The sequence below is a fragment of the Sphingobacterium zeae genome (genome assembly GCF_030818895.1).
Lineage (GTDB): Bacteria > Bacteroidota > Bacteroidia > Sphingobacteriales > Sphingobacteriaceae > Sphingobacterium > Sphingobacterium zeae.
In genome coordinates this window covers 50639-65629 of the sequence record NZ_JAUTBA010000001.1, presented here as the reverse complement: position 1 = coordinate 65629, position 14991 = coordinate 50639, and the positions used below count along the sequence as shown (strand labels likewise).

Below are 14991 nucleotides of genomic sequence, written 5' to 3'. Positions count from 1 at the left end.
AAATTTCATTCCATTTTTGCTCAATCTTTTGTCGTTTTGTCTCAAAGTGACTAGACTTAGCTAATATTTTCTTGATTTAGACCGTGCTGTACCATTTTTTGTTTGACACAGCTATCTGCTGTCCGCAGTGTCATCACAGTTGCTCTTGTCATTTTTTGGTACATTTGATTATATTTGAAAGAACCGATTGCCAACATAGATTATGTCTTATCCTACTTTTTTAGTTTGGCTGATCCTGCAGTTTAGCGTGGTTGTTTGTCATGCCCAATATTATTTTAAGCACTATCAGACGCAGGATGGACTTCCTCATCAGGCTGTTCGCTCCATCTTGCAGGATGGCAAAGGCTTTATGTGGGTGGGTACCCGTGCAGGTCTGTGCAGATTTGACGGCTACAATTTTAAGCTTTGCGAAAATAAAAATGATCCTTTTAATAACATCGGCAACAATGTAATCAATACCTTGACTGAAGGACAGCCAGGAATATTATGGATCGGCACAGGAAAGGGAATGTATCGGTACGATACCATTGGTGAGGTGATATCGCCAGTAGACCTGATCCCTCAGCTATATATCGAACAGGTCATGGCCAATGGGGATGATATCTGGTTTATCGCCAATTCGTCGCTATGGCGCTATAGCATAAAAAAAAGCATCGTCAAAAATTATCAGATACAGACTACTGCTTTATTTTTGGACGGTGCCAAAAATCTGTGGACGGGTAATAAGCGGGGAGAAATTCGTGTTTTCGACCCACGTGGGGCGCTTGTGAAAACCATGAGAACGGTAAACTTTAACAGGCCTTCGAATATGAATACCATTAGTGCTATTTTCCCGCTTGATGATGCTGCGGTACTCGTTGGATATTTTGGGGCTGGGCTTAAGCGCTATGATTTGGATAAGCGAATGACGACGACGATTGTGCTTAATGGAAAGGACGATAGCGCTGTTTTTGTACGGGATATCTGTAAGGGAAATAATGGCGATTATTGGGTCGCAACAGAATCTGGGGTATATATCTATAATCCCAACATCAAAAAATGCCGGCATCTTGGCAAACGCGCTGATGACCCGTATGCTATGACGGATAACGCTGTCTATAAGGTGTGCAAAGATAGAAGCGGGGGGATGTGGCTGGGCACTTTTTTTGGTGGGCTGAACTATTGCTCGCTTGAAAACGCACGTTTTCGCAAATACTACCCTATTGTGGGACAGAATTCGATATCAGGATATGCCGTCCGTGAGCTAGTTCCTGATCGTGATGGTCAACTCTGGATTGGCACGGAAGATGCCGGTCTCAATAGGTTTGATCCGCAAAGGCAACATTTTAAGCACTATCCAACAACAGGTGAAAATGCGCTTTCCTATCCGAATATCCACGGTCTGCTCGCTGTGGGAAATAATCTTCTTGTGGGGCCCTTTCATCGGGGATTGGAGATTATGGACATCCGGACAGGACTAATCCGTCAGCAGCATCGTGCTATCGGTCTGCCCGCCGAATCTGGCAACGATTTTGTTTTAAGCATCTTTCAGACAAGTGACAGCACGATATTAGTGGGTACAGCTTATGATGAGAACGCCGGCCTGTTTAGGTACGACCTCAAAAGAAAGACTTTTGATCGAATCAATCATATCCCTGACCGTCCTTATGTGCTTAGCATCCGGGAGGATAGAAATGGGTTTATTTGGGTGGGCACCATGTCGAACGGTGTTTATTACTATCATCCCAAGTCGGGTGTACAGGGGAATATCCGATTTGGGAGCAGCACTAAAACAGGTCATATTCCCGAATTTCCAGTATATGGTATTCATGAGGATAGCATGGGGGCGATCTGGTTTGCGACGGAAGGTGGTGGGCTGATCCGCTTAAGTCGAGACCGAACGTCCACTAAAAGATACGATACTGCAGCGGGATTTCCGACCAATGTGTATTTTAGTATACTGGAAGATGATTTTCAAAACCTTTGGATAAGTTCTTTAAAGGGGCTATTGTGTCTGGATATCAAAACGGAGACCTTTAGAAACTATCAGCAAGCCAACGGATTGATCACTGATCAGTTTAATTTTTGTTCGGCTTACAAAGACCGGTCTGGTATCTTGTATTTTGGGTCAGTAAAAGGGCTGATCGCCTTTGCTCCCAAAGATTTTCTAACCACTGGACCTCGCCCAGCTTTATTTATTACTGGCCTGGAGATAGATAATAAAGCTATCCATCCTGGTACGGATAAAAGCCCCATCAAACGTTCGGTAGTGTATCTCGACAGTATCTGTTTAGCTTATAACCAAAATAACTTCAGTATCGAATTTGCTGCGCTCAATTATGCTTCGCCGGCGGTTACCAGATATGAATATATATTGGAAGGATTAGCTCAAAAACGAACAATTCTTGCCAGCAATAGAAAAGCCTATTTTACGGATATACAACCGGGTAAATATATTTTCACGGTGCGGGCGAAAAGTAATACAGGCAGCTGGAGGAGTATTGAGCGTAGGGTTGTCATTATTATAAAGCCGCCATTTTGGAAAACTTTTGCCGCATACAGCTTTTATACTTTACTGGTGATCGTGCTTTTGGTCTTGATGGCTTTATATTACCATCGATGGACTATTCGAAAAAATGCAGCTAAACTTATGCGGTTTGAACATGAAAAGGAACGTGAAATCTATGCGGCTAAAATTGAGTTTTTCACCCATATCACGCATGAAATACAAACACCGTTGACGTTGATCCTCGGGCGGGTGCAGGGCATGTTACGAAAAATTGCGGATGGCGACACTATCCGTAAAAACTTGTTACAGGTTGAAAAAAATACATTGAGATTGACCGAACTGACAGCAGAATTGTTGGATTTTAGAAAAACAGAATTGCATCAATTTGGGCTCAATTTTGTTAAAACAAATATTGTTGACTTGTTAAAGGAAGTGACATCTTCTTTTGAACAGATCGCCGAACAGAATAATATCCGTTTGAACAGTACTTATCCTAAAGATGATGTCATCGCTTTTGTCGACCGTGAAGCCACAGTAAAAATATTGAACAATCTACTCTCTAATGCTATAAAATACGGTCTCACCTACGTGAATGTGTGCCTGGCAGATCCAGATATCGAAAAAAATAGCTTTAACATTACGGTTGGAAATGATAGTGAACCTATTCCTGGTAAATATGCAAAAAAGATCTTTGAACCGTTTTTTAGGCTAGAGAATAGTCTTGGATTCGGAACCGGGATCGGTCTTTCGCTGGCCAAGTCGCTCAGCGAGCTGCACAAGGGTACCCTCCAGCTTATAGAAAGTGGCGGTAGCTTTGTCGTATTTGAATTGAAGCTGCCGTTACGGCAGGAAAGGGAGTTTGAACTTAGCAGTTGGAAAAAAATTAGATAATTATGAGACAGCACATATTGATTATTGACGACAATTTGGAAATTCTGGAATTCTTGTCTGAAGAATTGAATGAAAATTATTGCACACACACCGCTGACAATGGTGAAAGTGCAAAACTTATCTTAGATAGCGAAATGATTGATCTGGTTATCTCGGATATTATGATGCCTGGAATTGACGGTTTTGAACTCTGTAAATTCATCAAATCGAATCTCAACTATTGCCATATACCGGTACTATTGCTGACTTCAAAAAATAGTTATACGGCGCATATTGAGGGGCTTGAAGTGGGTGCCGATGCGTATGTTCAGAAGCCTTTTCCTTTGGAGCTTTTACTGGTGCAGGTGGACAATCTGCTAAGAAATAGGGTTAATGTAAAAACTCATTTTGCTCATGCGCCGTTTGAAGATGTCCGTTTGTTGGCGCCTTCGAAGCTGGACGCTGAGTTTTTGCACAAGCTGGATGCTTATATCAAAAAAAACTTTAGGTATCCGGAACTTGGTATTGATGAACTTGCTGAACATATGTTGATGAGCCGGCCTACATTTTACCGAAAAATAAAGCAGCTTTCTGCGCTTTCGCCCAAGGAACTTGTCGATAAAACGCGTTTAAAGAAAGCGACTGAACTCATGGCACAAAATGAATATAGTTTACAGCAGATCGCAACCCTAGTAGGGTATAGTTCACAGAGTATCTTTAATAAGAACTTCCAAAAATATTATAAGGTATCTCCGTCGGCTTACCTAAAGTCAATGCCGAGATCCTGATTCGACATAACGATAGGGGATCAAAAAAGGGCAATCCAATAATTTTTGGACTGCCCCTATAATTTTCAGCAATCATCTTTTAGTGTATGCTAATCGCTATTGCGGAATATGCCTACTTCCGCCAGGCCGGGCTGCTGTTGATTGTCGTACCCTGACTTAGGTATGAGTTTAAAATAGCGAAATTGCTTGGTCTGCGTCAGGTCGATAAACTGCCGCAGGAGATTGACATCGCTCAAGGTAAAGGTGCCCAGGTTTTCCCAGTTTTGATTGTCATTGCCGACATGGATTTCCAATTCTTTGATCTTTCTGTCGCCATCTTTTTGATGGATTACAAAACCATCTATGGGTTGAGCCTTTCCGATGTCGATGGTGAGGTAATGGTCGGGGTACTTTGTTGGATTGACCGAATAGCGGGTTATCCATATGGAGTTGATATTGTCATCGATCACTGCGGCAGCCACCCGGTTGTTATTGGGTTCTTCGGAACTGAAGCCAGCGACAGTCCATCCTTTCTTGGTATATATTTTCCGCCATTTTTCTCCTGCTGGACGCTTTTGTTTGAGTGCAGGATTGGCCGGTAGACCGAAGTTTGGCGAGCCATCTGTATGCCAGGAAAATCGCTGGATGTAGGGTCTGCGTGTGGCATTGCCGTCATTGGCTACATTACGTGCATGATAAATCATCCAGTCTTCTTTTCCATCAGGAGATTTAAAAAAACCGTTGTGGCCGGGACCATAAATGCTACTTTCGGGTCTCATGGAAAATACGGGATGGTTGCGTTTTGTCCAATCTGCTGCCTGTAGTGGGTCTCCGTCATCTTTTAGCGCCAGTAGGCCTAGGCAATAGCCGTCGGACCAGTAACCGCTGCCCGAATAAACGATATAGACTTTGCCCTGTGGATTGATCAACACCTGGGGGCCTTCGTTGATTGGATTTCCGTTTTTCTCCCATGCGTAGGTGGGCGTGGCAATCATGACCTTTGGTCCTGAGATTGTCCAGGGGTTGCTCATGGGTGCTATATAAATGTTTTGGGGCGGTGCGCCGGCATTTCCGCCCGACCAGATCATATACATCTTTCCGTCATGCCGCAAAATGGTTCCGTCAATGGCCCATTCGCTTGTGCTATCGGAAATCTTACCTTTCATTTCCCAGTTGCCCTGAACGGGGGTGGGAGAAGAATTTTCGAGCACATACATTCTGTGGTTGGCATTGCTACCATTATCTGCTGCAAAATAGAAGTACCATTTACCATCGATTTCATGCAATTCGGGTGCCCATAAATTTTTTGAATAGGGCTGATCTGCAGGGGGGGTATAGACTTCATATCGACGTGCGGAAGCGAGTTCGGACATGCTTTTGGTTTCGAGGATAACGAGCTTACTTCCCTGGGTATAGGTATAATAGTAAGTACCGTCTTTTTGGATTACCCAGGGGTCGGGACCTCCGGGCATGAGTGGATTGGAGAAAGTACTATCTAACACTACTGTATCGTCGGCAGCAGAATCTACAGGTTGCGTATTGCTTTTGGGGATGGGCTCTAAATCGTTTTTAGGATTGTTTTTTTGGCAGGCAGATACCCATAACATGCTGCTCATCATAAAATAAAAGGTTACTGTCATTCTTTTCATGGATGTGTTTGTTTAAAGATTTTCAATTGAATTGCATCGCTTGATTGATCAGCATTTACCCGGACGTATGCTACCACTGTATGGCCTGGTCTTCATCGGGAATAAGAGTGTTGCGTGATCGTTCCATCGTCATGCTTCCTTCTGCGCGGTAGCGTACGGGCACACCGGGCATGGTGGTGATATCGTCATATTTGTATTTTAGGTTGACGGTGCAGTACTGTTTGACCAAATATTTTTTGGTGGCATCTGCGATTTCCCTTAATTGGTACGTGGGCTGCCCGAGCATTTCAAAGTTGATGGATTTGTCGGCGGCATACACATGAAGAGTACCCGATTTGATACCGTTAACATCTTCCGAGGGTTCCATAAACTCCATGATAATTTTGTAACGGCCCCGATCTTCTGATTTCTCTTCCAGCACTCCGGCGTAGAAAAACACTGCTTTTTCGTCTACCACCCATGATGTTCTGACGCTGGATACAAGTGGGTTTTTAGTTTGCCCGTCGGCATAGACATTCATGGATGTAGCTGAATAGTTGCCCGAATAATTATTAAATGGCTTGACATAGAGCAATGCTTTGCGCCATCCTTTGCGCTTATTGGTCACATAGGAGGGGTCTTCCTGAATGGACAGTGGAAGTACATAGCGTTCGACCAGATCGAGGTTTTCAAACTTAAATTTGATCGGATAATTTTCGGTATGTGCTCCTTTGGGGATCAGGCAGCTCTCCTTGGGCAGTGCAAAAAACTGTTCGGGAAGCTGCTTAAAATATAAGTCTTTGCGGTACTGATATTTTTCCTGGTTAAAAGTGGCTAGTGTATCGCTATCAACAGCCACCTTGACATAGCGGTCTTTGTCGTTCTCGCGGGAGCCGCTCAGTATGATAGGCAATTTGTAGGTGACTTCGCCGGTCTTGTTGTAGCGCAGATACACTTCAGATACACCTTCATTTCCAATTGGGGCTTTAAAAGACACCATCTGTGTATACAGTTCTTCCTCCCATTCATCGTTGCACCCCGTTTGGAACAAGGCCAAGACTAGGGTTAAAATATAGATATAAGGATTTTTCATGTGTTTTTTTTAAATGCTTAAATAAGTATGCAATGTTGATTGCGGTATTTTCTATCTGATTCTTTTTGGCGGGTTTAATTAATCGAAAGAAGGCCATCCCGGTGCCTGCGTCATGCGTCTGTTTTTGCGGAGCTCATCCCAGTCGACGGGCCAGAAGTACATTTTTTTAGAAAATATAGTCTGGAGTTGTGGTACGCGCACAGGGGTATAGAATAGGTCGGCATTGTCTTTGGTCATATACACATTGTAGCCGTAGATCTGTTGTGCTTCATCTATTGGAGCATCTTTCCATCGGCGTAAGTCGTAGTAGCGCTGATTTTCGCCCAGCAATTCGATCTGCCGCTCACCTTTAATTTGGCGGCGTAACGCTGCCTGATCGGTATATATGGCGTTGTCATAATTGGGCACTCCGGCGCGGATACGAACCATACCTATACTGTTTTTCATCTGATCGATATTTCGAGTGATCTGATGTGTAGTTTTGCCGTCCCAGCTAGCAACCATATAGGAACCATTGATCTCATTGAGCGCTTCGGCATACATGAGTAGGAGGTCGGCATACCGTATGGCAATCTCCACTTTGGGGTATATCTTGCCGCCATTGCCTGTGGCATTATCTTTTGGGTTGACAAATTTCATCATGCCTATCCCCGTAGGTAGCCAGCGGTCACCATTGATCATACCCTCATTTTCACCCCGATAATAGAAGATCTGCTTGTTGGTGACATTGGATAAGTTGGAGGTGGCGCTAGACATGGTCCACAGTGTACCACTATAGGCTACTGAAGCGTAAAATCGTGGTTCACGATGGGCAAAGTCTTTCCATACATTTTCCAGGAGTGGCTTGAATTGATCAAGTTCAGCCTTCTGCACAAACATATTTGTTCCGTATTTCTGCCGGATTTGCTGTCTATTAAATGTGGTTCCATCATTCATGGCGTAGGCATCACATTGTTTCAAGGTAATGCCATGGCAGTTGTATCCGCCGCCCACTTGGGGCATCTGGTGCCTTGTCAACGCGATAATGCCGTGGTTTTCATCTGTTTGATTTTCGCCTCTCGTGAAGATCATCTCTGGGTTTTCCGCCGCATATAGATCACCGTTAAATACGGCGCGATAAGATTCAAAGGGATCAATATTGGCCCACCCTTCCGGAAAGTTCTTTTCGGAATATTCGGGATGATGAGGGGGAGTGATGGTAGCCGGATAGTCGGCAGTACCTTTGGCTTTAAAATCGGCTGTATATAGCTTGTAGGCATTTAAATCGATCACATCTTTGGCCGCCGCTGCTGCACGGGCCCATTTTTCTTCGCTGTATTGTGCAGAAATCAACATGCGGCCTTTATCGTCCGTAAATTCGCTCATTTCTGCGTTACCATTGGCCAGGGGGCTTGCCGCAAATAATAATGCTTTGGCGCGTGTGGCCAATGCTGCTCCACGCGTGGGGCGGGCGATATTGCGGTTGTCACGCTTCAAGGGTAGATCTTGCGCTGCCAGAGCCATTTCTTCGGCAATAAAGGTGGCTACTTCATCGTAGGTGTTGCGCGGGTAGGCTAGTTTGTCATAGCTTTCGTCGTAGTCTACACCTTTATCTGGCATAATTGGTACTGGACCATATTTGCGTAGGAGCAGCCAGTACAGGTAGGCTCGGATAAAGCGTGCCTGCGCCTTGTAGTCTGCGACCTGTTTTGGCGTGAAAGCTCCACCTTCAGCCATGCTGTGTATCATGACTGAGGCTTGACGGATTCCGCCATACGACTGTGCCCACGATTGGCGCTGCCAGGTATAATCGTACTCTCCAAATTTGAATCGCCGGTACTCATCGCCGTTGCCTCCGGCGGATTCATTGTAGAACATATCGTCCGAGTAGTTGGAGATGGTATAATTTCGGTGGCCCATTTCGAGGTTGTAGTCCAATAGTTTGTTGTAACAGTTTCCGAGCCATTGCTCCGTATAATCCTTGCTTTTAAAAATGCGATCTTCGCTCTGTCGGTCATCAAAAAAATGCTCAACATCCAGGTATTTGGAGCAGGAGCTGATGGATAGACCTAAACCGAGGCTGAGCAGCAGGGGTGCGAGTAGTGTTATTTTCTTCATGTTGCTATCATTAAAGGTTGATGGTAAGTCCGAGGGTGATTGTTTTGGCCAGTGGATAGGCTTGACCATTGGAACTGTTCATTTCGGGGTCCCACAATTTAAATTTGGAGAATGTCAGCAAGTTGGTGCCCATGGCATAGAGCCGTGCCGATTTGATGCCTATTCTTTTTGTGAATCCGTTGGGTATTGCATATCCTATATCGAGGGTTTTTAACCGTAGATACGAACTCTCGCGGAGCCAATAGGTTGAAGCGCGGTAGTTATTGGCGCTACCGCCGTAACTGAGTCTGGGATATTGGGCATTTACATCTTCGTTGACCCCTAGTATCCAGCGGTTGGATTCGACCACATCGGTCAGAATATTTCCCCAGTCGCCCTGGCTGAATGGGTATACGGTATATCCATTGATAAAGAAGGAGGATTTCCCGGCACCCTGGAAATGTACGCTGGCATCAAACGATTTGTAGTTTGCTGATAAGCCAAAGCCATAGACGAGGTTGGGGTAACGCGTAGCACCGATGGGTACGATATCGGTGTCGTCGATTTTACCATCGCCATTAATATCCTTGTATTTGATATCTCCGGGGGCGGTACGTCCAAAGTTTTGGGTGGCACTGTTTCGGATATCTTCATAGTCTTTAAAAAGTCCTAAGGCGATGAGCCCTTTGTTCTGATTGACCCGAAAGCCGGAAAGGGTGGTGTATGGGTAGTTGCTGAATTGGTCGTCGGCTTCGAGGATGGTGTTTTTACTGTAGGTCATGGTGCCGCGTGCTGTTAGACTGAGCTGATTGATCTTTTGGGTAAACCGCATCTGGCCGTCAAAGCCTTCGGATCGTGTAGAACCGACGTTGGCCCTGGGATCTTGTCCTTGTAGGCCGACCACAAAAGGGATATATTTACGTTCCATGTATATTCCATCACGTTGTTCATGAAAGTAGTCGAGCTGTCCGCCGAATTTGTCATTGAAAAAAGAAAAATCAAGTCCGAGGTCGTGTTTGGTGGCAATTTCCCAGGTAATGGAATTGGAGGCAATACGGGAATAGGTGAGTCCGGGGTAGAGATTTTTGCTTTCGATATCGCCCCAATTATAGCCGAGATTTTCATCGGTGCTGAAAGAAGCTAGATACGGGAAGCGCACAGGCATGGCGTCGTTGCCGACCTTACCGAAGGAGTACCTGATCTTGAGCATATTCATCCAGCTAAGCCGCTCTTTGATGAATTTTTCTTCGGCCAGATTCCATGCTCCGGAGACGGCTGGAAAGAGGTCAAACTGATGGCCTTTGGCAAAATTCTCCGATCCATTATAACCGAAATTGAAGTCGAAGAAGTAGCGCGACTGATAACCATATGTAAACCGACCTGCGAGCCGCTGATTTCGGCGTTCTATGCCCTGCATGATATCCTCGCCATAATTGGAGGTGTTAACGCGTTTTTCTTGTGTATACTGTACTACTCCACCGAGGGTATGATCTTTGAGTTGTTTGTTGTAGTGCAATTCACCTTGTAGGGTTTCAAAGCGGTCGCCGGTGGCATTGGAGCGCTGGGTGAGGAGCTGCTCGGTAATTGTTCTTTTGAGTACAAGCTCGCCGTCGGAGTTGCGTAGCCGTTCGGCCATCCAGCCTTCTGGCCACTTCATCCTGCGGATATTATTGTTGTTGTTGATGTCGTAACCAAAGCGCCCAACAAAACGTAACCCCTTGGTCAGCACATCTAGGTTTTGCTCTAGTGTAACGTTAGTCTGCAGTTTGTTTGCCCAATTTTCGATATATCCCTGCTGTGTGATCAATACCCAGGGGTTCTGCTTTTCTGCTCCACCTCTGGATGCAACGCGTCCATCGCTGTATTTAATAGGAATAGAAATGGGATTCTGTCCCATGAGCGAGGCCCAGATTTCATCATAGGTGCCACCGGGGAGGTTTTGTTTGCCCAGCGATCCGCTGATACCCACGCGTAACAAAGTGGATTTGGTGAGGTTCATATCTATATTGGCGCGGTAATTCCATCTTTTATAATTGGCGTTGGTATTATAATTCTTGAGGTTTTCGTCGGTTTCGTACATTCCGCCTTCATTGATGTAACTTCCGGAAACAAAGTATCTTGCCAGTGAACCGCCACCGTCGAAATTGAGCGAGCTACGTTGTGTAAAGGCACCGTCCTTTAAAAACATATCCATCCAATTGATGTCGGGGTATAGATCAGGATCGAGTCGATTTTTGATAAGGAAGAGTTCCTCGTTGTTGTAAAAAGGCTCTTCGTTACGTGTGATACGTGATTCATTCATGAGACTTGCATAGGTATGTCCATCGACATAGCTCGGCGTAAATGTTCGTGTATTGTAGGAGGCCTCGTGTTTGCCATTGATGCTTACGCGATCTGTTTTCCCTTTTTTTGTGGTGATGAGGACAACACCGTTGGCACCCCTAGAACCGTATATCGCGGTTGTGGAGGCATCTTTCAGGATCGAAAAGGATTCGATATCCTCGATACTGATTTCGTTTAGGCTACGCTCGAATCCGTCGACAAGGATTAAAGCGGAGGTGCCGGCGCCAAATGTGGAGATACCTCTTATCCAGAATTCGGACATGTTGCTTCCGGGCTGGCCGCTAGACTGCATCGCCATTACACCTGCTACATTTCCTGCCAGTGCATTGGTGATACTCGAGGTTGGTGTCTTTAGCTGGGAGAGATCAACAGTAGTGACGGCACCGGTAACTGTGGCTTTCTTTTGTGGTCCGAGCGCGGTGACGATGACCTCGTCCATCGCTCTATGGTCTGCTTCTTTTAGCAGGATATCTATTTTGAGGTCATCTTTAATTAAAATTTCCTGTTTTTCGTAACCGAGCATGGCAAATACCAACCATTGGTATTTGGATGCTTTGATGGTATAGTTTCCTTTGTTGTCGGTTGCTGTTCCAAGTCCGGGTTGGTCTTTTATGGTTACCGTGACGCCGTTAAGCGGTTCCTTCGCCTTGTTGCTGACAGTTCCGGTGATGGTGACCGGAATGCGCGAACCGTTTTGCGCATGGTTGAGCTTAACGGCGATCAGCGCCAGTAGGAGCAATAGAATTCTTTTTTTCATCGGTTTATTATTGGTCAATACGCCTTTGGGGCGCAATCTTTGGGTGATAGCGTACATAATGGATCTGTCTGTATACTTTAAATTTCGCTACTCGATTGATATGGTGCGGATGCGTTTATTATTGCGCTCGGCGATGTAAAATATCTTACGTTCTTCATCGTAGGCAATTCCTGTGGGATCGGCAAACCGGGCTTCCTTGCGCGGATCACCATCAATATAGCCGCTTTTACTACCATCGGGGGTCGGGCTACCTTTACCTGCGAAAGTGCTGACCACACCTGTTGGGGCTAACGTTCGGATACTTTGATTGTATTGGTCGCAGAAGTAAAAATCATATTCATCGGCCTGTCCTGCATAGTCTGGATTCTTTACAAATACACCTTGATAGGCACGCTCGATTCTGGCAGAAGTGCCGATGGCATCGACATCGCCTTTGGCTGTAGGACTACCGGCAAAGATAATGGGTGGTTGCAGTTCTCGGGTGGTCCAGTCGTACACGCTTTTATAGATACAGCCGTAGGAAACGATGTATGCATAGTTGCCTGTTGGATGAAAAAAGATCAGCGAGCTGCTATTGGTATTTCCGCCGATTTTAAAGAGCTCCTTGGGTCCGAGTTCGTTGAGGAAAGGGTCAAATATAGCCTTTTTGATGGCTATACCTGCATAGCCATTATAGAACATGTTATTGTGAATGGGGTGTGGGGCGCAAGAATAGGCGGCGGGATCATAGAGATAAGGATGTACCCGGCGGTAGTTTTCGGATCGGAGGGAATAGGCAATGGCGACCTTGGTTCTGGCCGTCAGATTCTGGTTGTCGTCGGTGAGGAATAAGGTATCTGTATTTGCACTTAATGTGGTGGTCTGCATTTTTGTGAAACCGGCCTGCCCATTGGTAATCAGTGTGGAGACTGTTTTCGTTTGTAGGTCGACGCGGCGGACAGCTCTGTCCAGTTCGGTTACGAAGAGTGCATTGCTTTCGGGCTCGTAGGTGATATAGGCTGGATAGGCAAATCTAGCCTCTTCAAAATTACCATCTATAATAGATGAGTTGCCGTTTTCATCCACATTGCCGACAAGGGTGCCGACAGCGGTACTTTTAGCATACTGGAATTCATCGGGGAAAATGTGTTCAACTGCTTCTCCTGCGTTGCGGGTGATAACCACCTTTACTTTTCCGGAGCTGGTGTATCGCGGGATCATGCAATAAATTTGGCTGCCATTTGACCCAACGACTTTGAGTTCCTGCTCACCGATAAAGACTTTGATGTTATTGACATCGCTGCCGAAATTACTTCCTTCAATATACAGCCTTGTGCGGACCGCTCCTTTTTTTGGGGCGAAATCCGTAAAAACGGCTTTACCTGAAATACCTTTGTCTGGATCTTCACTGGCACCTTCTTTTTCCTTACAGGAATTAAAAAGGAGACCGAAAATCACAGCTAAGCTGAGGTGCATGAAATGCTTTTTATACTTTTTCATCATTCATTCGGTTAAATTCTGCCGATTTTCAAACTACGTGAAGTATGCGTTTGATTTTCTTATGATTCGCGTTTGTAGACAGCGAGAATTAAGAGTAATCGTGAATTTGGTTTATAAATTGGTTTATCTAATACTGCTAATTTCGGCGAATGCGCAATATCAATCCATTCAATCTTTTGTTGATTTGTCTCAGATCGCGCGCGGCGTTAATCCGTTAGGATACTGGTATATGCGTTTTTTGTAGCTGTTTTTTAATTTTTCTTTGTGTAGGAGAGTGCAATAATGGCATTATTTCTGTTGCGTAAATTTGTTTAGAATTCCCATATATTTATTGATACACGAACACTAAATTTTTTGTTTATGCCTTTTGATGAGCACCTTTTGCTTTCGGTACTGGAGCAGTCTCCGCTAGCTACGGCTATATATGATAGTGCGGACTTGAATATTGCCTTTGTCAATCAGGCGATGCTGAATACCTGGCATGCAGACAGCTCGATTATAGGACGTACTTTAAGTGCTTGCTTTCCCAGTTTTGAAAAAGAAGGATTTTCATCTATTTTAAAAAATGTTTGGAAAACCGGAATTAGCTATCGGGCCAAGGATACACCAGCTGATATCGTATCCGGCAAAAATATTATCAGACGATACTTTGATTTCGAGTATAAAGCATTGCTGGACGAGAAGGGAAATACCTATGCTATTCTACACTCGTCTTGGGATGTTACCGAAAGAAAGCTTGCCTATGAGAAAGCGGAGAGCCAAAAGGAGCAAATCTCTTTCAATAGAAAATTGGATCTCTTGTCCAATACGCTTTCCCATGATTTAAAAAATCCATTGTCTATTTTGAAGATGGGAAACGATATGTTGCGTCAAAAGGATATCAGTTTACCGGAACATGTTCAGCAAAAATGGTATGAAAATATGCGCGGTGCGATAGAGAATATTCAGTCTATCATTAACCAAACTCTGCAGATCAATAAAATACGTGCTGTCAATCCCATTAGGGAATGTATCGAGATGGATAAAAAACTTGTCGAATGGATTGCTGAAGCTAAGCTTATTTACCCCGAATCACAGTTGGCGTTTAGATTGGGGAATCTCCTCCAGCTGGAAGCAGACTGCGGTGTGATATATCAGATATTTTTTAATTTGATTGTTAACGCTGTAAAATACGCCAAGCAGACAGAACAGGATTATCTTGCTATCTATAGTGAAAATACGAACAAAGGGACTGTCTATTATTTGGAAGATAATGGAATCGGTATCCCAGAAGAGGATTTGGAGCTTGTATTTAAAGCGCATGAGCGAGCAAGCAATACTATTGAAGCGCAGGGATCGGGAATAGGGCTTTCATTGGTCAAGGAGTTGACGGAGCGCTTGGACGGCACTATTAATCTTTCCAGTAAGCTGGGTAAGGGAACGGTTATTCGCTTGTTTTTTCCGCATCATTCATAGGAACTACGATAACCGGAACAACCATTTGACATAGT

General features: G+C 44.7%; 8 protein-coding genes. 3 read left to right on the top strand and 5 right to left on the bottom strand.

Translation table 11 applies throughout. From position 1 onward, the window contains the following. Positions 1-202 precede the first annotated feature (202 nt). Complete coding sequence (locus QE382_RS00235; RefSeq protein WP_307184206.1) at positions 203-3379, top strand: ligand-binding sensor domain-containing protein; 3177 nt, start codon at positions 203-205, stop codon at positions 3377-3379. 2 nt (positions 3380-3381) lie between these two features. Continuing rightward, positions 3382-4146, top strand: a complete 765-nt coding sequence (locus QE382_RS00230; RefSeq protein WP_293956065.1) for a response regulator transcription factor — start codon at positions 3382-3384, stop codon at positions 4144-4146. A gap of 89 nt (positions 4147-4235) precedes the next feature. Here the strand turns inward: QE382_RS00230 and QE382_RS00225 are convergent, their stop codons facing one another. From QE382_RS00225 to QE382_RS00205, 5 genes are all read right to left on the bottom strand, one after another. Continuing rightward, on the bottom strand, positions 4236-5774 hold the full coding sequence (locus QE382_RS00225; RefSeq protein ID WP_307184205.1) for a family 43 glycosylhydrolase: 1539 nt from the start codon (positions 5772-5774) through the stop codon (positions 4236-4238). Positions 5775-5844: 70 nt separating this feature from the next. Further along, positions 5845-6846, bottom strand: a complete 1002-nt coding sequence (locus QE382_RS00220; RefSeq protein WP_293879768.1) for a DUF4973 domain-containing protein — start codon at positions 6844-6846, stop codon at positions 5845-5847. Positions 6847-6924: 78 nt separating this feature from the next. After that, positions 6925-8943: a RagB/SusD family nutrient uptake outer membrane protein gene (locus QE382_RS00215; RefSeq protein WP_307184204.1), complete on the bottom strand. Its 2019-nt coding sequence runs from the start codon at positions 8941-8943 to the stop codon at positions 6925-6927. Positions 8944-8953: 10 nt separating this feature from the next. Beyond that, entirely contained in the window at positions 8954-12022 is a 3069-nt protein-coding gene (locus QE382_RS00210) for a SusC/RagA family TonB-linked outer membrane protein (RefSeq protein ID WP_307184203.1), read from the bottom strand. A gap of 87 nt (positions 12023-12109) precedes the next feature. After that, a complete protein-coding gene (locus QE382_RS00205; protein WP_307184202.1) occupies positions 12110-13477 on the bottom strand; it encodes an IPT/TIG domain-containing protein in 1368 nt (455 codons plus the stop codon). A 384-nt stretch (positions 13478-13861) separates the two neighbouring features. Here QE382_RS00205 and QE382_RS00200 point away from each other — a divergent pair, with 384 nt between their 5' ends. Beyond that, entirely contained in the window at positions 13862-14956 is a 1095-nt protein-coding gene (locus QE382_RS00200) for a sensor histidine kinase (protein ID WP_307184201.1), read from the top strand. Positions 14957-14991 lie beyond the last annotated feature (35 nt).

What these genes read in the sequence shown, in the direction of transcription:
- QE382_RS00235 (WP_307184206.1), top strand. Translation starts at nt 203, where the DNA reads ATGTCTTATCCTACTTTTTTAGTTTGGCTGATCCTGCAGTTTAGCGTG.
- QE382_RS00230 (WP_293956065.1), top strand. Translation starts at nt 3,382, where the DNA reads ATGAGACAGCACATATTGATTATTGACGACAATTTGGAAATTCTGGAA.
- QE382_RS00225 (WP_307184205.1), bottom strand. Translation starts at nt 5,774, where the DNA reads ATGAAAAGAATGACAGTAACCTTTTATTTTATGATGAGCAGCATGTTA.
- QE382_RS00220 (WP_293879768.1), bottom strand. Translation starts at nt 6,846, where the DNA reads ATGAAAAATCCTTATATCTATATTTTAACCCTAGTCTTGGCCTTGTTC.
- QE382_RS00215 (WP_307184204.1), bottom strand. Translation starts at nt 8,943, where the DNA reads ATGAAGAAAATAACACTACTCGCACCCCTGCTGCTCAGCCTCGGTTTA.
- QE382_RS00210 (WP_307184203.1), bottom strand. Translation starts at nt 12,022, where the DNA reads ATGAAAAAAAGAATTCTATTGCTCCTACTGGCGCTGATCGCCGTTAAG.
- QE382_RS00205 (WP_307184202.1), bottom strand. Translation starts at nt 13,477, where the DNA reads ATGCACCTCAGCTTAGCTGTGATTTTCGGTCTCCTTTTTAATTCCTGT.
- QE382_RS00200 (WP_307184201.1), top strand. Translation starts at nt 13,862, where the DNA reads ATGCCTTTTGATGAGCACCTTTTGCTTTCGGTACTGGAGCAGTCTCCG.